At 68.8% G+C, this 19,916-nt stretch carries 17 protein-coding genes and 1 riboswitch; of the genes, 5 read left to right on the top strand and 12 right to left on the bottom strand.

Going from position 1 to position 19,916, the window contains the following annotated elements; all coding sequences use genetic code 11:
• Window positions 1–38: 38 nt before the first annotated feature.
• From ACIQTX_RS15450 to nagB, 3 genes are read left to right on the top strand one after another with little or no spacing between them, the layout of a single operon-like run.
• A complete protein-coding gene (locus ACIQTX_RS15450; protein ID WP_402973671.1) occupies window positions 39–1,226 on the top strand; it encodes an ROK family protein in 1,188 nt (395 codons plus the stop codon).
• 43 nt (window positions 1,227–1,269) lie between these two features.
• On the top strand, window positions 1,270–2,235 hold the full coding sequence (locus ACIQTX_RS15445; protein WP_402973669.1) for an ROK family protein: 966 nt from the start codon (window positions 1,270–1,272) through the stop codon (window positions 2,233–2,235).
• The gene (gene nagB, locus ACIQTX_RS15440) at window positions 2,228–3,007 is read left to right on the top strand and encodes a glucosamine-6-phosphate deaminase (RefSeq protein WP_105528481.1); all 780 of its coding nucleotides are present in this window, start codon (window positions 2,228–2,230) and stop codon (window positions 3,005–3,007) included. The genes ACIQTX_RS15445 and nagB overlap by 8 nt, the downstream gene beginning before the upstream one ends.
• A gap of 16 nt (window positions 3,008–3,023) precedes the next feature.
• Here nagB and ACIQTX_RS15435 read toward each other — a convergent pair whose 3' ends face one another.
• The 6 genes from ACIQTX_RS15435 to ACIQTX_RS15410 form a co-directional block, all read right to left on the bottom strand.
• The gene (locus tag ACIQTX_RS15435) at window positions 3,024–3,431 is read right to left on the bottom strand and encodes an NUDIX domain-containing protein (RefSeq protein ID WP_402973665.1); all 408 of its coding nucleotides are present in this window, start codon (window positions 3,429–3,431) and stop codon (window positions 3,024–3,026) included.
• On the bottom strand, window positions 3,424–4,788 hold the full coding sequence (locus tag ACIQTX_RS15430; RefSeq protein WP_402973662.1) for an FAD-binding oxidoreductase: 1,365 nt from the start codon (window positions 4,786–4,788) through the stop codon (window positions 3,424–3,426). Before ACIQTX_RS15430 ends, ACIQTX_RS15435 begins: the two co-directional genes overlap by 8 nt.
• A gap of 21 nt (window positions 4,789–4,809) precedes the next feature.
• Window positions 4,810–5,181 carry a YrdB family protein gene (locus ACIQTX_RS15425; protein ID WP_028503996.1) on the bottom strand — a complete coding sequence of 124 codons (372 nt, stop codon included), beginning with the start codon at window positions 5,179–5,181 and terminating at the stop codon, window positions 4,810–4,812.
• A 9-nt stretch (window positions 5,182–5,190) separates the two neighbouring features.
• On the bottom strand, window positions 5,191–7,317 hold the full coding sequence (locus ACIQTX_RS15420) for a sigma-70 family RNA polymerase sigma factor (protein ID WP_402973659.1): 2,127 nt from the start codon (window positions 7,315–7,317) through the stop codon (window positions 5,191–5,193).
• Window positions 7,318–8,035: 718 nt separating this feature from the next.
• Entirely contained in the window at window positions 8,036–9,208 is a 1,173-nt protein-coding gene (nagA, locus tag ACIQTX_RS15415; protein WP_402973656.1) for an N-acetylglucosamine-6-phosphate deacetylase, read from the bottom strand.
• A complete protein-coding gene (locus ACIQTX_RS15410; protein WP_402973653.1) occupies window positions 9,205–10,716 on the bottom strand; it encodes a family 20 glycosylhydrolase in 1,512 nt (503 codons plus the stop codon). Before ACIQTX_RS15410 ends, nagA begins: the two co-directional genes overlap by 4 nt.
• A gap of 107 nt (window positions 10,717–10,823) precedes the next feature.
• Window positions 10,824–10,908, top strand: a riboswitch (ZMP/ZTP riboswitch).
• Between the two features lie 37 nt (window positions 10,909–10,945).
• On the opposite strand from ACIQTX_RS15410, the gene glyA reads away from it, so the two are divergent.
• Together glyA and ACIQTX_RS15400 are read left to right on the top strand one after the other, a co-directional pair.
• Window positions 10,946–12,220, top strand: coding sequence for a serine hydroxymethyltransferase (gene glyA, locus ACIQTX_RS15405; RefSeq protein WP_402973651.1), 1,275 nt, complete (start codon window positions 10,946–10,948; stop codon window positions 12,218–12,220).
• A gap of 176 nt (window positions 12,221–12,396) precedes the next feature.
• Window positions 12,397–13,275, top strand: coding sequence for a bifunctional methylenetetrahydrofolate dehydrogenase/methenyltetrahydrofolate cyclohydrolase (locus tag ACIQTX_RS15400; RefSeq protein WP_402973648.1), 879 nt, complete (start codon window positions 12,397–12,399; stop codon window positions 13,273–13,275).
• A gap of 84 nt (window positions 13,276–13,359) precedes the next feature.
• On the opposite strand, the gene ACIQTX_RS15395 is transcribed toward ACIQTX_RS15400, so the two are convergent.
• From ACIQTX_RS15395 to ACIQTX_RS15370, 6 genes are all read right to left on the bottom strand, one after another.
• A complete protein-coding gene (locus ACIQTX_RS15395; RefSeq protein WP_402973646.1) occupies window positions 13,360–13,920 on the bottom strand; it encodes a hypothetical protein in 561 nt (186 codons plus the stop codon).
• Window positions 13,921–13,964: 44 nt separating this feature from the next.
• The gene (locus tag ACIQTX_RS15390) at window positions 13,965–15,053 is read right to left on the bottom strand and encodes an N-formylglutamate amidohydrolase (RefSeq protein WP_402973643.1); all 1,089 of its coding nucleotides are present in this window, start codon (window positions 15,051–15,053) and stop codon (window positions 13,965–13,967) included.
• A gap of 31 nt (window positions 15,054–15,084) precedes the next feature.
• Window positions 15,085–15,807: a DUF6882 domain-containing protein gene (locus tag ACIQTX_RS15385; RefSeq protein ID WP_105527982.1), complete on the bottom strand. Its 723-nt coding sequence runs from the start codon at window positions 15,805–15,807 to the stop codon at window positions 15,085–15,087.
• Between the two features lie 80 nt (window positions 15,808–15,887).
• A complete protein-coding gene (locus tag ACIQTX_RS15380) occupies window positions 15,888–17,108 on the bottom strand; it encodes an acyl-CoA dehydrogenase family protein (RefSeq protein WP_402973639.1) in 1,221 nt (406 codons plus the stop codon).
• Window positions 17,108–18,334, bottom strand: coding sequence for an acyl-CoA dehydrogenase family protein (locus ACIQTX_RS15375; protein WP_402973636.1), 1,227 nt, complete (start codon window positions 18,332–18,334; stop codon window positions 17,108–17,110). The genes ACIQTX_RS15380 and ACIQTX_RS15375 overlap by 1 nt, the downstream gene beginning before the upstream one ends.
• On the bottom strand, window positions 18,331–19,827 hold the full coding sequence (locus tag ACIQTX_RS15370; protein ID WP_402973633.1) for an LLM class flavin-dependent oxidoreductase: 1,497 nt from the start codon (window positions 19,825–19,827) through the stop codon (window positions 18,331–18,333). Before ACIQTX_RS15370 ends, ACIQTX_RS15375 begins: the two co-directional genes overlap by 4 nt.
• Window positions 19,828–19,916 lie beyond the last annotated feature (89 nt).

Genomic DNA, 19,916 nt, shown 5'->3' with positions numbered 1-19,916 from the left:
GGTTGCGCAAATTTTGTTCGTAAGGTCTACTAACAAACATGTCCGTTTCGGATGAACAGCGTTCCGCATCGCCGTCAGAGTACGCCGGTGCGAATGCGCACGCCTTCGGCCCAGGGCGCCACCTGCGCTCGCGATCCAAGGTGCTTCCCGAGCACGCGCGAGGGCACAACCGCGCCTTGGTGCTCCAGACGCTGTATCACGCGGGAGCGATGAGCCGCGCTGACCTCTCTCGCGAGACGGGCCTGACGAGAGTCACGATCTCCGACCTGGTCGCCGAGTTCATCGCCGACGGCATCGTCATCGAGATGGGCGTGCGTGAAGCGGTCGGCCCTGGCAAGCCGCCGATCCTCATCGACATCGACCGCTTCGGCCACCAGATCGTCGGCCTCGACCTCTCCGGTCCCAGTGCGTTCACTGGTGCGGTGCTGAGCCTCGACGGCGATGTGCTCGAACGCCGTGAGGTACCGCGTCCGGATTCCCCCGACGGCGAGGCGGCATATGCGACCCTGCGGGAGCTCGCACAGGCCCTGGTCGCCGCCTCGACCCAGCCGCTGCTCGGTGTGGGCATCGGGGCTCCCGGCGTCGTGCGTCCTGACGGCGTCGTTCTCAGCTCGCCGAACCTCGGCTGGACGAACTTCCCGCTCGAGGCGAAGCTGAGCGTCGACCTCGATCTGCCGGTGCTCGCTCGTAACGACGCCAACGCGGCTGTGCTCGCCGAGTACACCTTCGGCGACGCGAAGGCCGACTTCATGCTGATCAAGATCGGCAGGGGTGTCGGGGCCGGGCTCATCACCGGTAGCCAGCCGCTGCTCGGCAGCCGTTTCGCGGCAGGGGAGATCGGCCACGTCGTGGTCGGAACCGATGGCGGACCGCGCTGCGCCTGTGGCAAAGACGGCTGTCTCGAGGCCTGGCTCAGCGTCAGTCGCCTGCGCGAGGCGCTCGCTGCCGACCCCGATGCCCGCGACGAGATCCTTCGCGACGCCGGCATCCGCATGGCGATCGGCATCGCGCCGATCGTCGCGGCTCTCGACCTCTCGGAGGTCGTGGTCTCAGGGCCAGCCGACCTGCTCGACGGCGTCCTGATCGATGCCGCGATCGAGACACTTCATGCGCGGACCCTCGAGGGCGTCTTCGAGGACGTCGTCGTACGCCTGACGCATCAGGACGACATCGTCCTGCGCGGGGCCGCCGTGATGGTGCTCTCCGGACAGCTGGGAGTGTCGTGATCGTCACCTCCACCATGACCGGCACGGCGGGGAGCGGCATCCGATGACGGGTGCGGGCACTGCCGACCGCCTCGGTCGGCAGATTCGTGTGGGCCTGGACGTCGGCGGCACCAAGATCGACGCTGTGGCCGTGGACCCTTCCGGCGACATCCGCGGGCGCCTCCGCCGACCGACCGGGTGGGGCGACGATGCTGTGGTCGAGAGCATCGTGACCGCAGTGACGGCCCTCGCCGACGAGAGTGTATTCCCGCTCTCCGACGTCGGATCCGTGGGCATCGGCATCCCCGGACTCGTCGACGCCGAGGCCGGGCGCGTGGATCACGCGGTCAACCTCGGCGTGGAGTCGCTGGACCTCGCCGTCAGAGCGGAGCATGCCCTCGGCGTGCCCTTCCGCGTCGAGAACGATGTGAAGGCGGCCGCCCTCGGCGCGGCCGTGCTGAGCGGAGTCGCCGGGTCGATGGCGTATCTGAACCTCGGCACCGGGGTCGCGGCCGGAATCGTGATCGACGGACGCATCTGGCGCGGTTCTCGCGGAACGGCCGGCGAGGTCGGCCATCTCTCGGTCGACCCGCGCGGACGCCTCTGCGGCTGCGGTCAGCACGGATGCGTCGAGACCTTCTGCGGCGGTGGTGCCCTGGCCAAGGCCTGGGGGCGTCCGGGCGCGCTGCCGATCAGGGACATCTTCGACGCGGCCGATGCCGGCGATCCGCTGGCTCTCGCGCTCCGCGACGACCTCTACCACGGGGCTGCGGCAGCCGTGCGCGTCCTCGTGCTCTCGGCCGACGTCGAGACCGTCGTCATCGGGGGAGGGCTCACCGCTCTCGGTGCACGGCTCGAGAACGGCATCCGCGCTGCTCTGCACGCCGGCGCGGAGGCGTCACCGTTCATGCGGTCGCTCCGCCTGGATGAGAGAATCGAACTGCTTCCGGCGGGGTCGCCCGCCGCCGCTTTCGGCGCCGCATTGGTCGGCGCATCCATCACCGAGAAGGAGATCGTTCCGCATGGCTGAGGTCGTCATCGTCGAGAATGCCGAGGCCGCCGGCGCTTTGGTCGCAACCGAGATCGTGGAGCTGATCGAGCGTCGTCGTGACGCCGTTCTGGGGCTTGCGACCGGATCGACACCGCTGCCCGTCTACCAGGCCTTGCGCACCCGGCTCGCGGGCCGCGACGTGTCGCAGGTGCGCGGTTTCGCCCTCGACGAGTACGTCGGCATCGACCCGGCGCACCCGGAGAGCTACCGGTCGGTCATCACCCGCGAGGTCGTGGAGCCGCTCGGACTCGACCCGCGACGCATCCACGTCCCCAACGGCGCGCAGGCGACGATCCAGCATGCGGGCGACGACTACGAGACGGCGATCGATGCTGCCGGCGGCGTCGACCTGCAGATCCTCGGCATCGGCACCGACGGACACATCGGCTTCAACGAGCCCGGTTCGTCCTTCGCCTCCCGGACGCGTGTGAAGACGCTCACCGAGCAGACCCGCGAGGACAACGCCCGCTTCTTCGACTCGATCGACGACGTGCCCATGCACTGCATCACGCAGGGTCTGGGAACGATCCTGAAGGCGCGTCACCTCGTCCTGCTCGCGTTCGGCGAGGGAAAGGCCGCGGCGGTCGCCGGTGCTGTCGAGGGCCCGCTCACGGCGCTCCTGCCCGGTTCGGCGATCCAGCTGCACCCGCACGCGACGATCGTCGTCGACGAAGCGGCGGCATCGCAGCTCGCGCTCGCGGACTATTACCGCTACACGTTCGCCAACAAGCCCGCTTGGCAGGGCATCTGAGGCAGCTCCGGCGGGCTCAGCCCGCCGACGTGGGCCAGGCGATCGGCAGCAGGTGTTCGACGCTCAGCGGCGCCAGCGGCAGCGTCGCGACATCGGCCGGAGTGATCCAACGCAGCTCGGCGAGCTCTGCCTGAACGGCTACGGCGTCGGGGGCGACGGATGCCGCGAAGGCCTCGGCGACGACACGATGCCCCGGCTCGTTGGCAGCCTCCGACACGAACGTTCCGAGTGGACGGAGGTCGGCTTCGTCGAGCACGACTCCGAGCTCCTCGTCCAGCTCCCGGATGAGCGTCTGCGCGGCGGACTCACCGGGCTCGGGCTTGCCGCCGGGCTGCATGAACCGCGTCGTGCCCTGTTTGCGGACGACGAGAACACGGCCTTCCTCGTCGACGATCACGGCCGCACTCACATGGATGTCAGGCATCTGGACTGAAGACCTTTCCGGGGTTGAGGATGCCGAGGGGATCGAACACTCGGGCGATCTGACGCTGGAGGTGCCACTGGTCATCGCCCAGTTCATCGGCGAGCCAGCGGCGTTTCAGGACACCGATGCCGTGTTCGCCGGTCAGGGTGCCCCCGAGTCGGATCGCGGCGCGGAAGAGCTCATCGGCGGCCGCCCACACGTGCGCCGGCGTCTCCGAGCCCTCGAAGACGAAGTTCGGGTGCAGGTTGCCGTCACCGGCATGGGCGACGGTCGGGATCGCGAGGCCGTACTCGCGTTCGATGCGTGCGATCTCATCGAACATCGCCGGCATGGCGCTGCGCGGTACCGAGACGTCTTCGATCAGGGTCGTGCCCAGCGACGCCATCGCGGCGTGCATGGAGCGACGGATCGCGAGGAGGCGCTCGCCCTCCTCGCGATCGTGTGTCACGGTCGTGATGCCGTCGTGGGCGCGCAGGATCGCGGCGATCGTCTCGGCCTCGATCCCGGCAGCTGGACCATCGGTCTGAATCGTCAGCTGGGCAGCCCCCGGGGTGGGCGAGGGGAGAGCGAGGAGCGCGTGCACGGCCGCAAGACTCGCCGCATCCATCAGTTCCATGATCGCCGGCTGTACTCCGGCGGCAGTCACCGCGGCGGCTGCCGCGGCAGCGCCTCGTACTCCGGGGAAGGTCGCGGTGATGGTGCACGTCGCACCCGGCACGAGTCTGCGCAGCTTGAGGGTTGCGCCGACCACCACTCCGAGTGTGCCTTCTGAGCCGACGACGAGCGCTGTCAGGTCGAGACCCGTCACGCCCTTGACGCTGCGGTGTCCGAGGTGCAGCAGTCGGCCGTCGGCGAGGACGAGATCGACTCCGAGCACGGCATCGCGCACGACACCGTACTTGGCGCAGAGCAGACCACCGGCGCCGGTCGCGATGTTGCCGCCGACGGTCGAGATGTCACGGCTGGCGGGGTCCGGTGCCCACCAGAGGCCGTGCTGGGCGAGTTCGGCGTTCAGCTCGGCGTTCAGGATGCCAGGCTCGACGACAGCGAGCAGATCGTCTTGGCGCACCTCGTGGATAGCGGTCATCCGCCGCAGCGAGAGCGCGATCTCACCGGTGCCCGAGTTGGCGGCACCGGCGAGGCCGGTGCCGGCACCGCGGACGACGACCGGCGTGCGCGTCGCGGTGGCGATGCGCATGGTCTGCTGCACGTGCTCGATCCGCTCCGCATGCACGACGGCGATCGGCCGACCGGCTGCGGAATGGCCGGAGCGATCGGCCCTGGCCTGCTCGAGCGAAGCCTCGCTGACGTCGACGAGCGCGCCGAGCGACTCCTGGAGGAGCGACAGGACGCTCACAAGGCGCTCACGACGGAAGTCTCACGACAGGGCGCGTCGACCGCTGAGGACTCCGGCGACGACGGCGACGAGGGCGAAGGCGGTGCCGATCAATGCCTGGCCCATCGACCACCAGGCGATCGTGACGCCGACGTAGATCAACAGTTCGACGGCCGCTCGCAGGAACGGGTGCACGCGCAGAACCGGCCGTGGCGAGAGGAACAGTGCCCAGATCAGGATCACGATGACGGGTGCTCCGACGCCGAAGATGATGTTCCACGGCAGTTCCCAGCTGGCGAAACCCCACAGTGCGAGGGACGCCACCGCGACGACCAGCACGATGGTGCGAACGATGTCGAGGGCGGAGATGACCGGGCGGTCGACGCCGGGAACGGGAGCAGGATCCGAGGACATGGATCCAGTCTATTCGGCGACGACGGCGTCCTCAGCCGGGGCGACGACCGGCTCGATGGTGTTTGCGACATCGTTCGTCTGGGCCGTGAGCGGTGCCGGCTCGACGGGAGCGGCCGGCTCTGCCTCGACGGGAGAGGGCGCTGCGGGCACGACAGGCTCCGGTGCGACCTCGGTCGGTACGACAGGTGCCGGTGCGTTCTCTGCCGGAGTTCCGACGGAGGTGAGCGCCTCGTCGACCGGCGCGGAGCCGTCAGGTGTCTCTTCGGCCGGGACCTCTTCGACCGGGGGTACATCCACCGGGGGCACATCCACCGGGGGCTCTTCGACCGGGGGCTCTTCGATCGGGGGGTCGATACCCGGACGGTTGGGCTGCAGAGCGAGCAAGGTCGTGTCGACGAACGGGGCGTCGACCGTTTCCAGGACGTATCGGAAGGTGACCTTCGTCGTCGACGCGAAGAAGAAATACTGCAACAGGTCGGGGCGGAGGTCGATCGACCCTGCTCCGGTGTCGTCGAGGACGATGGTGCTGCCGCCGCGGTGGCTGCCGTCGAGAAGCGCCTCGACCGTGGCGCCCGGCATACCGGTGATCGGCACGAGGTAGTGGATCGCGATACCCTGCGCATCCTCCGTGAAAGTGATCGTCGCCGTCGTCCACGTCGGCGCTTCCGTGGGAACCTCCGGGTCCACGGGGTCCACCGGGTCGACGGGATCGACCGGGTCCACGGGATCGATCGGGTCCACGGGATCGACGGGCTTCGCGGGTTCGACCGGGTTCGTGGGCGGCACGACTACAGGTGGTGGCGTGACGGCGGGGCCGCTCTGGTCTGCCCCGGGCTGAGAGTTCTCATCCTCCGCGGGAGGCGCGGGCGTCTCCTCGGGCACGGTGACAGGCGGTTCGATGATGACGGGCTCGTCGAGGCTCATCGTCTCGTCCGGTCCGACGTCAGCGGAGATCGATGACGGATCCTCATCTCCGGCGTTCGGAAGCGAGGTCGCGGGATCTGCGCCGGCGAGCCCGGGGATGATCGTCGCTGCGGCGACGACGCCGGCGACCACCAGCGCAGCAGAGCCCACTCCGACGAGCGCACCGATTCCGGTGAACACGCCTCCCGAGGCTCCTGCGCCCGCAGAAGAACCAGCGGTGCCACCGGCTGAGCCGCCGGCGCCGGAACCCGATCCGCCGCTACCCGCGGCACCGGAACCCGATCCGGCCGCGCCGGAACCTGAGCCGCCGGAGGTGACGAGGCCGGTCGCTGCGTGCCCCGCGCCTGAGTCACCGGCGAACACCGCGCCGGGGATGGTCGACGACATGCCGGCCAGAGCGACGATCGGCGTTCCCGCGCCCTGCAGCGTGGCGAGGTAGCCGGCCGCGCCGGTGACGCCGAGCACGAGGGGCAGAAGCACGAGGGCGAGGCGCTTGGAGACGTCCTTCGCCTCAGCGGCGACGATCATGCACCGCGCGCATTCGTCGAGGTGCAGCTCGAGTCGCTTGTGGTCACGCGTGCTGAGGTTGCCGCGAGAGTACGCACCCAGGTGCTCGATCGTCCACTGGCACTCAGAGCCGTCGGCGGCGCTGCGCAGATGAGCCTGGATCCACGCCTCACGGAGCCCTTCGCGGGCGCGGAAGGCCAACTGCGACACTGCGCCGGCCTTCATCCCGAGGAGAGGGCCGACTTCCTGCGGCTTCATCTGCTCGATCTCGGTGTACCAGAGCACCTCCTGCCAGCGGGAGGGAAGGCTGCGGAATGCTTGCGCGGTCAGGCTCCGATCGAGCGCCTCGCTCGCGGCCTGGTCGGTGGTGTCGGGGTCGGCGACCGTGTCGAGCTCATCGATCGCGGTCTCTCGGCGGGCGCGTCCCCAACCTGCCGCCGTGTTGCGGATGCTCGTGAAGAGGTAAGCGCGGAAGGATCCGTTGGGTCCGCCGCCCTTGATGATCGCCTGATAGATGCGTGTGTAGGACTCCTGCACGAGGTCGTCGGGATCGATCGACGAGGTGACCGAACGCGCAACGGACAACCCCGACGGGTAATGCCGTCGCCAGAGTTCACCGAACGCCTCCGTGTCTCCCGAACGGGTGCGGAGGATCAGGTCGGCATCGCCGATCGTTTCGTCGTGAGTCGTGTTCTCTTCGTGCACAATCATCAATCTGTCGCCGGGCGCAGGTGCGCCTCCACAGGGAGAGACGCATGAGAGCGCCTCTCATCACGCGACTTCCTCATTCTCTCGTGAATCTCCCAGGGAAGCCACCCTTTCCCCGGAACTCCGAGCCGATACCCGGGTTCGGGGATCCGTAGCCGCGACGGGTTCGGGTGGGTGATCGGACGATTCAGAAGTTTTTCGAGAAGTTGCGTAATGAATCGGGATGGGCTTCGTCTCATCCCATAGAGACAGCCGTGCGAATTCCACCGGGGGGGCGGGATTCGGGCACTGGTGCGGGGGTATTCGCACTGGACGGGTGGGTCGGGATCCTCGGGGGAGGAGCGCCCGGCCCCCCACCATCTCAGGAGGGGGAATGAGGCCGCCGATCTGGGGAACGGCGGCCTCCCACACTTTTCGATCCGAGGATCGAGACGACTTCTCGAAGTTTTTCGAGAAGTCGCGTAATGAATCGGGATGGGCTTCGTCTCATCCCATAGAGACAGCCGTACGAATTCCACCGGGGGGCGGGATTCGGGCACTGGTGCGGGGGGCATTCGCACTGGACGGGTGGGTCGGGAGCCTCGGGGGAGGAGTCCTCGGCCCACCGTCTCACGAGGGGGAATGAGGCCGCCGATCTGGGGAACGGCGGCCTCCCACCTCATCACATGAACGACCGGAGAGCGCAGAGCTGCGCGTCGCGCGCTGTGCTGCTCTCTCAGACGAGCAACCGTGGTCCTGACCACACCCGCGCGACGCGCAGTTCCGCATCCAGCAGTACGGCATCGCCGAGCATGCCGGAGCGCAGGCTTCCGAGAGCCGTGTCGCGCCCGATGGCTCGCGCTGGCGTCTCGGTCAGCGCACGGACGGCCTCGGGGAGCGCTACACCTGCCTGCACCGCCCGTTGCAACGCCACGTCCTGCGTGAGCGTCGATCCGGCGATCGATCCGGTGTCATCGGCTCTCGCCACGCCGTTCTCGACCGTGACACTCACGGCTCCGAGATCGTAGTGGCCGTCGGCGCTGCCGGCCGCAGCCATCGCGTCGGTGATCAGAGCCACCCGACCGGGCGCGGAGTCGAACACGAGCTTGATGACGTGCGGGTCGAGGTGCACGTTGTCGGCGATGGCCTCCAGCACGACGCGATGATCGGCCGCAGCTGCCAGCACCGGCCCCGGAGCGCGGTGATGAATGCCCGGCATGGCATTGAACGCGTGCGTGAGGATCGACGCCCCGGCCTCGAACGCGGCGACCGCCATCGCTGCGTCCGCGTCCGTGTGGCCGACGGCCGCGGCGGATCCTGCCGCGACGATCTGTCGAATCGCATCGAGGCCGCCTGGTAGCTCAGGCGCGATCGTGACCTGGCGAACCGTGCCGCGACCGGCGTCGAGCAGGCGAGCGACATCGGCCGCGACCGGATGACGCAGCAGCGACGGTTCGTGCGCCCCGTGGTGGCCGGGGTCGAGGAAGGGCCCCTCGAGGTGCGAGCCCAGGATGTCGGCTTCCGTCTCGGTCAGGTCGGCGATGATCGCGACGTTGCGGGCGAGCGACTCCAGCGACGCCGTGACGAGCGAGACGACAGCGCGGGTGGTGCCGTGCGTGCGGTGCAGGTCGCGTCCGGTGCGGATGGCCTCCACGCCGTCGTCGAAAGAGGCTCCTGCGCCGCCATGCCCGTGGATGTCGATGAAACCCGGGGTCAGCAGAGCGCCGGGACCGGCGACCTCCGTCGCATCGACGACGTCATCGGCCGGAGTCCACGACGATCCCGTGCCGCGGGCTGCGACGACGCCATTCTCGATGCGGACCCATCCGTCGTCGACGGCTTCGCCGCGATCGATGATCCGTGCGGAGTGGATGACCAGCGAACCGGTCGCGGAGGAGTGGGTGCTCAACGTGCGCTCCAGGGGATCTCGTCTGCGGGATGGAAGTCGACCCCCTCAGCCTTCCACAGCGGTGCGAGCGAGCCGACCCGCACGCGGAACGACTCCCAGATGCGCTCCGGAGCCTCCCGGGGCGACCAGGCGACCTCGGCCTGGGCGGCAGCGCGGGGGAAGACCAGCTGTTCGACCTCGCCGAGCGTGCGAGTCGTCTCGGACCACAGTGGGGCCTCGACACCGAGGATCGCGGTGTCCGGCACGTCGAGGACCGCAGTGGGCTCCCACTCATAGGCGGTGCGGACGTCGATGATCGCCGCCCAGGTGAGTCCGAGAGGGAAATCCTCGTCGTACTTCATGTCGAGATAGGTGACGTCCGCTGCCGACATGATGAGTGCGCCGCCGCGCTCGACGAAGTGGACGGCCTCCTCGGCATGCGTGCCCTCCGGCGTGGTCTTGCCCCAGTACTGTCCGACCGTGCCCTCTGCGATGTTCGCGGCGGAGCCCATCTCGTGCCAGGCGACCGGGATCTTGCCCGCGTCGACCACGATCGCGGTCGCGCGCTCCGCGAACAGGTCGAAGTCGGCCTGAGGGGTGCCGAGCGACTCGTCGCCGCCGATGTGGATGTACGGTCCCGGCGTCATCTCGGCGAGTTCGCGGACCACGTCGCGCACGAAGTCGTAGGTGCGCTCCTCGTGGATGCGGACGCTGGAGTGACCGACGCCCCAGCCGAGGTACGTCTCGCCGGCCACGGGCAGCGGCTGACCGAGGCGGGCGGACTCGGCGATGAGGTTGTCGTTGAGCACGGGTGCTTCGACGAGCTCCGGGTAGGCCACACCGATCGCGTGCGTGTGACCGGGGAGGTCGATCTCGGGGATCACGATCATGTGGCGCGATGCGGCGTATGCCACGATCTCGCGGTAGTCGTCCTTCGTGTAGAAGCCGCCGGGGTCGCCGTTCGCCGACGTGGCGGCCGCCCGCTCGGTCAGCAGCGGCCAGGAGTCGATGTGCACGCGCCATCCCTGGTCGTCGCTGAGGTGCAGGTGCAGGTGGTTGAGCTTGAGGGCGCTCGTGCTGTCGATGAACTTCTTCACATCGTCGACGCCGAAGAAGTGCCGTGCCACGTCGAGCATGACGCCACGTCGCGCAAAACGCGGGGAGTCGGCGACGTCGGCGCCGAGCAGCGCCCAACCGGAGCCGTCCTGGCGCAGAAGCTGCAGCAGGGTCTGGATGCCGTAGAAGAGTCCTGCCTCGTCGGCGCCGACGACGACAGCTCGATCACCGATCTCGAGCGTGTAGCCCTCGGGTGCGGAAGAGGTCGGGTCCACGAGCAGTTCGATCTCGGCGGGAGCCTCGTCGGCGACGGACAGCCTGATGCCGGTCCGGCGCTCGACCGCCTCGATCAGCTGCGCGGCGGCGGGGGAGGAGCCGAGCACGCGCGTCGTCGCGGTGATCGGCATCCGTCCTTCCCGTGCGGTGGCTGACACGGGCGCAGGTACGAGTGGAAGAGGATGAGGAAGGACCATGAACAAAACCTACCCGTCGTCGCCGTCCAGCGGAATGGGGGAAGTCGAATCGATTCTGCAACGGTCGTCCACACTCCAGCGTGCACGACGGCCGGCATCCGCTATGCTCGTACCGTCGCGACTGGCGTCTGGGTGGACTACCACCGGGGAGCGACTGACCACGGAATTCGACCGCGCGCCTGGGCCGATAGGAACACCCCTTTCGAATCCGTAGTCAGAGGAGCATGTCATGACCGACCGTTACTTCAACGCCCCGCTTTCCGAGGTCGATCCCGAGATCGCACAGGTCCTGGACCGTGAGCTGAAGCGCCAGCAGACCTTCCTCGAGATGATCGCCTCGGAGAACTTCGTTCCCGTTTCGATCCTGCAGTCGCAGGGGTCGGTGCTCACCAACAAGTACGCCGAGGGCTACCCCGGCCGCCGCTACTACGGCGGTTGCGAAGAGGTCGACGTCGCCGAATCCCTCGCGATCGAGCGGGCGAAGAGCCTGTTCGGCGCCGAGTTCGCGAACGTGCAGCCGCATTCGGGTGCCTCCGCGAACGCCGCCGTGCTGCACGCGATCGCCCGCCCCGGCGACACGCTGCTCGGTCTGTCCCTCGACCAGGGCGGCCACCTCACGCACGGCATGAAGATCAACTTCTCGGGCCGTCTCTACGACATCGTCGCCTACGGCGTGGACCCCGAGACCTCGACCATCGACATGGCAGAGGTTCGCCGCCTCGCGATCGAGCACAAGCCGAAGGTCATCATCGCCGGCTGGTCGGCATACCCGCGCACGATGGACTTCGCGGCGTTCCGCGAGATCGCCGACGAAGTCGGGGCGCTGCTCTGGGTCGACATGGCGCACTTCGCGGGGCTGGTCGCCGCGGGTCTGCACCCGAACCCGGTGCCCCACGCCCACGTCGTCTCCTCGACCGTGCACAAGACGATCGGCGGCCCGCGCTCGGGCTTCATCCTCACCAATGACGCCGAGCTCGCCAAGAAGATCAACACCGCGGTGTTCCCCGGCCAGCAGGGCGGACCGCTCATGCACGTGATCGCCGCGAAGGCGACCGCGTTCAAGCTCGCGGGCACGCCTGAGTTCAAGGAGCGTCAGGAGCGGGTGCTGCGCGGCGCCAAGCTCATCGCGGAGCGCCTCTCCCAGCAGGACGTGAAGGATGCCGGCATCGCAGTGCGCTCCGGTGGAACGGACGTCCACCTCGTCCTGGTCGACCTGCGCGACGCCGAGATCGACGGCAAGCAGTCAGAAGACCTCCTGCACGATATCCACATCACCGTGAACCGCAACGCCGTCCCGAACGACCCGCGCCCGCCGATGGTGACTTCGGGTCTTCGTATCGGCACGCCGGCGCTCGCGACCCGCGGCTTCGGCGACGTCGAGTTCACCGAGGTGGCCGACATCATCGCGCTCGCCCTGCTGCCCGGTGCCGACGTCGAGCCGCTGCGTGCCCGCGTCGACGCGCTGACCGCCGCATTCCCTCTGTACCCCACCCTGCAGCAGTAACCCCTCCCGCCCCCTCCCGCCCCCCTCTCGTCTCTCGCGAGTGCACGGGATGCTGCCGAGTGCACGGCTTGTCGATGCGATCAAGCCGTGCACTCGACGAGAAGCCGTGCACTCGGCGGGTGACCGCGGAGTGCACGGCACAAGGGGAACTCACGACTTTAAGGAAAAGAAGAACAATGACCGCGAAGATCCTCGATGGGAAGGCGGCGTCCGCCGCGATCCGAGCCGAGCTGACCGAGCGCGTCGCTGCGCTGAAGAGCACGGGGGTCACACCGGGCATCGCGACAGTGCTCGTGGGCGCTGACCCGGCATCGCAGCTCTACGTGGGTATGAAGCATCGACAGTCCGAGGCGATCGGGATGAACTCGATCCAGCGCGAGCTGCCGGCCGATGCCACGCAGGCCGATGTCGAAGCGCTGATCGACGAGCTCAACGCCGACCCCGCGTGCCACGGCTACATCGTTCAGCTGCCGCTGCCGAAGCACCTGGACACGGACGCGATCCTGGAGCGCATCGACCCGGCGAAGGACGCCGACGGCCTGCACCCGACCAACCTCGGGCGTCTGGTGCTCAACGTCAACGCCCCGATCGACACCCCGCTGCCGTGCACCCCGCGCGGTGTCATCGAGCTGCTGCTGCGTAACGACTACGACCTCAAGGGCAAGCACGTGGTCGTGGTCGGTCGCGGTGTCACGATCGGTCGCACGATCGGGCTGCTGCTCACGCGTCGCGACCTGAACGCCACGGTGACGCTGACCCACACCGGCACGGTGGACATGCCGCGCTACCTGCGCGAGGCCGACGTGATCGTCGCCGCCGCCGGGGTGAAGCACCTGATCCGCGCCGAAGACGTCAAGCCCGGAGCAGCCGTGCTCGACGTCGGGGTCACGCGCGAGACCGACCAGGAGACCGGCAAGAGCCTGGTGTTCGGCGACGTCGCCCCTGACGTCGCGGATGTCGCCGGATACCTCTCACCGAATCCGGGCGGCGTCGGCCCGATGACGGTCGCGCTGCTGATGACCAATGTCGTGGAAGCGGCGGAGCGGCTCGTCTGACGACGCGTTCTCGCCCTCTGCACAAGAAGGCGCCCATCCTGAAGATGGGCGCCTTCCGTGTTTCCGGAGGTCGGAGGAGTCGGCTCAGCCGAGTTCGTCGAGCATCCGGCGCTGCTCGGGTGTCAGGCCATCGCTGAGCTCGTCACGGGCGGCGGTCGTCTGCGCCGACTCCGGTGCGGTGGCGGTGGCTGCAGGTGCGGACTTCGCGTCGCCGCCCTTCACGCGTGCGTGCACGGAGTCGTAGATCTCTGCGGTCTTGCGCCGCATCCTGTCGTCGATCTGGTCGTAGATCATCCAGCCGAGCACCAGCGCCAGCGGCGGCAGCACGAAAGCCCAGAAGCCGGAGGCGCGCACCCCGCTCAGCCAGACCGTGAGGATCCAGATGATGACCTCGACGAGGTACACGAGGACGTACTGCACGATCTTCTCGCCCGTCTTGGTGCGCTCGGCGGCCGACTTCGCGGCGGATTTCCGGAAGGCGCCGGCGAGCAGAGGCTTCACGAAGAGGGCCGCGAGGGTCAGGATGACCGACGCCCACAGCGCGTTCCATCCGACGGAGACGCCCGGCAGCAGCAGGCCGATCAGGAGCAGCACTGCGACGTTGAACACATAGAGCGCGGCGAACCGGACGATTCCGTTCTTCATGCGTCCAGAGTCCCACATCCGCCAAGAACGGTCGACGACCTCGCTCAGAGCGCCCGGTACAGGTCCCACGCCCGCTGACACGCCTCGGCGACATCGTGCACGTGGGCGGGGTCTTCTCGGATCCAGTCCGTCCCCGGCCGATGCAGCTCTTCGACAGCCGCCGGCCCGAGCAGATACTCGCGCAGGAACTCGGCCTGCACCGCGTCGAGGGTGAGCGCGGCCGCTGCTGCCTGCGGGGCGAGCTCTCGGAACCGGGCCCCCGCTGCACGGATCTCCTGGCTGCCGAGGTACGGAGTGTTCAGAGCCACGGCGTCCGGCCGATCGACGCGGAACCCGGCACGATGGGCATCGGCGAGCGCACGAAGACGCTCAGGATCCATCGTCGGCGGGTCTGCGGGGTCGCGCTCGTCGCCGCGGGTGTCGCCGCGGTTGGAGAGGGCGACGACAGCGGGGAGCCGGTCTTCCGGAGCCCTGGCGACGTTGACCGCACCGTCGCTCGTGGTCGTGGTGTTCATGGTGTCGTGGAAAGACAATCGCGTGAACTGCCCGCCCGTGCGGAGCTTCTCGGCCACGAACCGCTCGGTCAGCTCATCCCTCGTGCGCTCGTAGACGCCCAACCCGCGCTCGCCGACCTCGACGAACGTGCGCACGAGGCGGTCACGCTCTGCATCGTCGGTCGGCACCTCGAGGATCGGGAAGAACGAGAAGGTCACCGGGCGGATCGCATCCACTCCTGACAGGTCGACCTTCTGCCAGGGGCCGGCGGCGCGGGTGCGCTCGATGGCCGTCGTCAGGTCGGCGGCGATGTCGGCCGGACGGGCACGGTTGGGATCGCGCACCAGGCGTGGATGCGGGTTGATGACGGCGACGATGCGGCGGTCGTTCCGAGCCCACTCCCGCACGATCGCGTCGGTGGCGACGTCGGTGAAGTCGTACTGCATCCGTCTTGTCAGCGCGGGGGAGAGGAACGGTACGAGTTCTTCAGGGATGCGCACGCCGGCGTGCGGACAGCTCACCAGGACATCGGCCTCGGCGATCGCCTCGTCGAGCGTGCGATGCTCGCTGTCGGCGAAGACCGTGATCTCCTGCGCGTTGAAGGTGTGCCCTTCAGGAATGAGGTCGAGGTCGCTCATGCGCTCATGCTAGCCGCGGCCCTCGACGAGGTCAGCCCTGTGGGTGCAGCGTGCTCTCGATGCCGCTGATGCGGGCCTGCTCGTCGAAGCGGAACGTCGCCGTGCCGCTGGCGTCAGACACCGTGGCGCCGGAGAAGGCCTCGTCCGTCCAGGTGAGGGTCCAGCCCGCGAGCCGCGCCAGATCCCAGACCGCGGTGCGCGCGTCGGGGAGGTTCGCACCGGAGAGCACCCGGGGCAGCGCGATGACGGCATCCGCCACCGTGAGAGGTGCGAGCGGCGCGTCGAGCAGGAACACGGCCCGTGTTCCGTTTCCGACCGGAGCGGAGTAGTACGGGGAGCGTCCGGTGAGTTCGACCGCGACGCCGCCGACCGTGTGCGCGGCCTGGGCGATCCATTCATCGTCACCTGCGACCTCGGCGGGGAACGGGACCTCGGCGGTGGTCAGCTCGGAGATGCCGTGCTCGCTGCCGTAGGCGTGCAGCTGCGCCGCGACGCCCTGGGGATCTCCGCTTGGGTGCGCCCACGCCCACAGGACCGACCGGGGTCCTGGTGCGATCGTCGCGATCAGGTGTGCGCGGGCCACGAGCTGGCGCGTCGGATCGGCGTCGGCCGTGAAGGTGAGGGTGCCCGCGGCCAGGTCCGCATCCCAGTGGTGCTCGCCGAGGGTGTCGGCGGCGGCGGAGAGAGCGTCCTGACGGAGTGCGACGAAGAGGGCGGCACGGTCGGCGAGGGGCTGGAGCGCGGCGAAGGTCATGCCGACAGTCTCGCCTGGATTGCTATGAAAACGCCAGACTCCGGTGACGCTTCGTCACGTCGCGGAACCGCCCCGCGAGGTCAACCCTGCCGAGCGCCCGCCGCGGTGACGTTGGACTCTCCGACCGCCCAGACGAACTCGGGAGTCCGACCGTTGACCGCGTGGTCTCCGAGCTGGCGTGCCTTGAAGATCCACGGATTGTGGGACGCGACCGTGCGGGCGTTGCGCCAGTGGCGGTCCAGCGCCGTCCCCGACCGCACGGCGGATGCGCCGAGCGTGTCGAACAGCCGGGAGGAGGCGCGCGGGACCAGATCGGTGAGCACGATCTGCGCCCTCGACGAGCCGAGCTCCGCGGCGATCACGGCAGCCTCCGTCTCGGGAGTACCCAGCACGTCGGCCGCATGCTGCACCGCGCGGGCGACATCGAGCACGAGCGCACGTGCCGTCGCGCTCGTCGCCGTCAGCTCCCCGACGATCTGCAGCACCTGCGGGTCGTCGGCCACGCAGTTCGCGCTCCCATGGCTGTACGTGCGGGTGCGCGCACGTACCTGGGCGACCGCGTCGCGTTCGATCGCGGCGGCGATCCCGGCGAGCACCGCCAACAGCGTGAGCTGGTAGACCGCCGTCTGATACGGGAAGCGCGAAGTGAACGGCTCGACATCCTCGTCGTCGACAGATGCGTCGGTGAACACCGCCGTGCCCGTGCCGGTCAGCGGCTGCCCGAAGCCATCCCAGTCGTCGGAGATCTCCACACCGTCCTGATGCCGGCGGATCAGGGCGGTGACGGTCTCGCCGTCGAGGTCGACGGTCGCGTCGATCCACTCGGCGAAGATGCTGCCCGTCGTGTAGAACTTGCGCCCGTCCACCCGCCACGTGCCGTCCGGTCGCTGCGACACCCGGGTCTCGTTCGTGCCGACGGCGGCCGACCCGTTCTCCGACCACGCGTTGCCGATCAGCTCACCGTCGGCGATCCGATCGAGCCAGCGGGATCGGCGTTCGCTCGGTGGCGCGGCAAGGACGTGCTCGACGTACGCGATGTGGCCGCGGAAGATCTGGGGGAGGTTCGAGTCCGCCGCGGCGAGGTCGATCAGCACCTCGGCGAACGAGGCCCAGTCGAGGCCGAAGCCGCCGTGCTCGGTCGGCAGCCGGAGCCGGCCGAACCCCGCCGCCCGAAGCGCCTCCACCTCTGCGAAGGGCAGCTCATGGTTCTGCTCGCGGGCGACGGTACCAGCCGCGATCTCCGCGAACACCGGTCGTAGACGCTCGCGCACGACCGCGCGCAGCTCCGTCTGGTCGTTCATCAGGTGTAGAGGGAGATCGGCTGGAGCTCGCCGTTCAGCGTCCAGGCGCCGACCTCGAGCTTCTTGTAGTCGATCGGATCGTGGAGCGAGTGGGTGCGGACGTTCCTCCAGAAGAGATCCAGCCCGACGTCGGCGCGCGCGGAGCTCGAACCCGTGATCTCGAAGATCCTGTTGGCGACTTCGATGCCGACCTCGGTCGATACCACCTTGACCTTGGCGATCTCGACCGCGAGCTCCCCGCGTCGCTCGGCCGTGACGGCGTCCCCTTCATCCACGACCTCGTCGAAGAGGCGTCCGGCGCGGTCCGCCAGGGCCTCCACCGCGGCGATACGCGAGGCGAACTCCCCGACCACGCGCTGCACGAACGGGTCGTCCCGGTAGGAGCCGGCCTGGCTGAGGAACCAGGCGCGGGGGCGCGCACGAACCAGGTCGAGCCCCCGCGCGAGAGCCCCTTCAGCGATCCCGAGGTAGATGTTGCCGAACGCCAGCTGGATGCCGGGCGTGATCAGTGTTGAGAACGGCTCGTCGCCGAGCTCACCGAGCACGTCATCGGCCGAGACGCGGACGTCGTCGAAACGGACGGAACCGCTGGCCGACAGCCGCTGACCGAGCGCATCCCAATCGCCGAGGTACTGGATGCCCGCGCGGTCGTGATCGAGCACGACGAACAGCACCTTGCCGTCGAGTTCACCGCCCCGGACGAGAGCCGCCGCCAGCACCACGTCGCCGGCCGATGCACCGGTCGAGAAGCGCTTGAGGCCGTTGAGTCGGAAGCTGTCGCCGTCCGCGGTCAGCTCGAGATCCGGATCCGTCGGGTTCACGGAGTCCCCCCAGATCCACCGGCCCTCGGTGGTCTTCCGGTGCCATCGCTCCTGCACAGACGGGTCGGCCGCAAAGCCGATGTTGCCCGAGTTGATGTAGTGGTAGGCGAGGATCTGGGCCACCGAGGCGTCGGCACGGGACAGGATGCGGATGACGAGGAACGCGGTCTCCCAGTGTGCGCCGCCTCCACCGAAATCGGCCGGTTCGAGCAGCGTCACCAGACCCGCCTCGCGGAGCAGGTCGAGTTCAACTGTCGGATCCTGATTCGCGCGGTCGCGCTGCAGGGCATCGCTCGCGAGCTCGTCTGCGACACGCTCCGCGACGGCGCGCCAGCGAGCGCGCTCCGCGGCGTCCGCGGTGCCGGTCCAGCGGCTGCGATTCGTGGTCTCTGCGATGACGCTCATCGGGCGCCCTCCTTCTCGGTGAGTACGGTCGGTTCGTCGAGCTCGGAGTCATCCGCTGGTCCGCCGTTCGCGGCATCCACCAGCGGACCGCCGCGCGTGCCGTCCAGGGCGCTGGGTCCGCCGACGTAGGCGCCCCGATGGGCATGCGCCGGGTGCCACTCCGGAACGACGGGAGAACCGTCGCCGGTGAGCCTTCCGCGCAACGTGCCATCGGGGTAGTCGTCCCACGTGCGGCCACGGCGGCGGAGCTCGGGGACGAGATGCTCGACGATGTCCTCGAACGATCCCGGTGTCACGACGTAGGCGATGTTGAAGCCGTCGACGCCTCCGACCTCGACCCACCGCTCGAGCTCGTCCGCCACGGTCTGCGGGCTTCCGACGATGACCGGCCCGATGCCGCCGATCCCGACATAGTGGGCGATATCGCGCGGCGTCCATCTGCGCTCCGGATCCGCCTTGGTGAAGAGCGACAGCGCCGAGCGCCCGGCATCCGTGTCGACGTATTCCAGGGGGACGTCGGGGTCGTATTGCGACAGGTCGAGTCCCGTCCATCCCGCATAGAGCGCTAGCGCGCCCTCGATCGAGACGTAGCGGCGGTATTCCTCGAGCCGGGCCTGCGCCTCTTCGTCAGTCGCGGCGACCACGATCGTGATCAGGGTGAGGATCTTCACCGAGTCCCGCGGGCGTCCGAGAGCTTCGGCGCGGTCGCGGATGTCGTCCGTCACCGGTCGAGTCGTCTCCGGACGCAGCCCGTTGATGAAGATCGCCTCACCGTGCTTCGCCGCGAACTGGCGACCACGCGGCGAGGCACCCGCTTGGAACATCACCGGAGTGCGCTGCGGGCTGGGCTCGGCGAGGTGGATGCCGGGAACCCGGTAGTGCCGCCCCACGTGTCCGATCGGGTGCACACGCGCCGCGTCGGTGAAGACACCGGATTCGCGGTCGCGGAGCACTGCCGCGTCCTCCCACGACCCCTCCCACAGCTTGTACGCCACGTCGAGGAACTCCTCGGCGATCTCGTAGCGGTCGTCATGGGCGATCTGCGTGTCGAGCCCGAGGTTGCGTGCGGCGGAATCGAGGTAGCTGGTCACGACATTCCATCCCACCCGCCCCCGCGTGAAGTGGTCGAGGGTCGAAAAGCGGCGGGCGAGCGCGTAGGGCTGCTCGTATGTCGTGGCGACGGTCACCCCGAATCCCAGGTGCTCGGTCGCGTGCGCCATCGCGGAGATCTGCACGACCGGGTCGCCGAGGGGCACCTGCGCGGCATCGCTGAGCGCCGTGGCGGCCGAGTCGCGGTAGACGTCGTAGGTCCCGAGCACGTCGGCGATGAAGATCGCGTCGAACCTGCCGCGCTCGAGCGTCTTCGCCAGTTCCACCCAGTAGTCCAGATCGTGGTATCGATCGGCCTGGTTCTCCGGGTGCCGCCAGAGTCCGGGAGCCTGGTGCGTCACGCACGTCATGTCGAAGGCGTTCAGGATGATGCGGCGTGACATGGTGCTCCTCAGACGATCGGGGACTCCGCGAACATAGCCACTCGGGTTGCGCTTCGTCGTGCGGGAAGACCCTTTGCGTCGCCGCACGA

The sequence above is a fragment of the Microbacterium sp. NPDC090281 genome, assembly GCF_044769635.1.
Classification (GTDB): domain Bacteria; phylum Actinomycetota; class Actinomycetes; order Actinomycetales; family Microbacteriaceae; genus Microbacterium.
This window is presented reverse-complemented; position numbering and strand designations above follow the sequence as displayed.

Coding starts and splice junctions, on each gene's coding strand:
- glyA (WP_402973651.1), top strand. CDS start 10,946: ATGACCGACCGTTACTTCAACGCCCCGCTTTCCGAGGTCGATCCCGAG.
- ACIQTX_RS15400 (WP_402973648.1), top strand. CDS start 12,397: ATGACCGCGAAGATCCTCGATGGGAAGGCGGCGTCCGCCGCGATCCGA.
- ACIQTX_RS15425 (WP_028503996.1), bottom strand. CDS start 5,181: ATGTCCTCGGATCCTGCTCCCGTTCCCGGCGTCGACCGCCCGGTCATC.
- ACIQTX_RS15450 (WP_402973671.1), top strand. CDS start 39: ATGTCCGTTTCGGATGAACAGCGTTCCGCATCGCCGTCAGAGTACGCC.
- ACIQTX_RS15375 (WP_402973636.1), bottom strand. CDS start 18,334: ATGAGCGTCATCGCAGAGACCACGAATCGCAGCCGCTGGACCGGCACC.
- nagB (WP_105528481.1), top strand. CDS start 2,228: ATGGCTGAGGTCGTCATCGTCGAGAATGCCGAGGCCGCCGGCGCTTTG.
- ACIQTX_RS15370 (WP_402973633.1), bottom strand. CDS start 19,827: ATGTCACGCCGCATCATCCTGAACGCCTTCGACATGACGTGCGTGACG.
- ACIQTX_RS15390 (WP_402973643.1), bottom strand. CDS start 15,053: ATGAGCGACCTCGACCTCATTCCTGAAGGGCACACCTTCAACGCGCAG.
- ACIQTX_RS15445 (WP_402973669.1), top strand. CDS start 1,270: ATGACGGGTGCGGGCACTGCCGACCGCCTCGGTCGGCAGATTCGTGTG.
- ACIQTX_RS15410 (WP_402973653.1), bottom strand. CDS start 10,716: ATGGTCCTTCCTCATCCTCTTCCACTCGTACCTGCGCCCGTGTCAGCC.
- ACIQTX_RS15435 (WP_402973665.1), bottom strand. CDS start 3,431: ATGCCTGACATCCATGTGAGTGCGGCCGTGATCGTCGACGAGGAAGGC.
- ACIQTX_RS15380 (WP_402973639.1), bottom strand. CDS start 17,108: ATGAACGACCAGACGGAGCTGCGCGCGGTCGTGCGCGAGCGTCTACGA.
- ACIQTX_RS15385 (WP_105527982.1), bottom strand. CDS start 15,807: ATGACCTTCGCCGCGCTCCAGCCCCTCGCCGACCGTGCCGCCCTCTTC.
- ACIQTX_RS15395 (WP_402973646.1), bottom strand. CDS start 13,920: ATGAAGAACGGAATCGTCCGGTTCGCCGCGCTCTATGTGTTCAACGTC.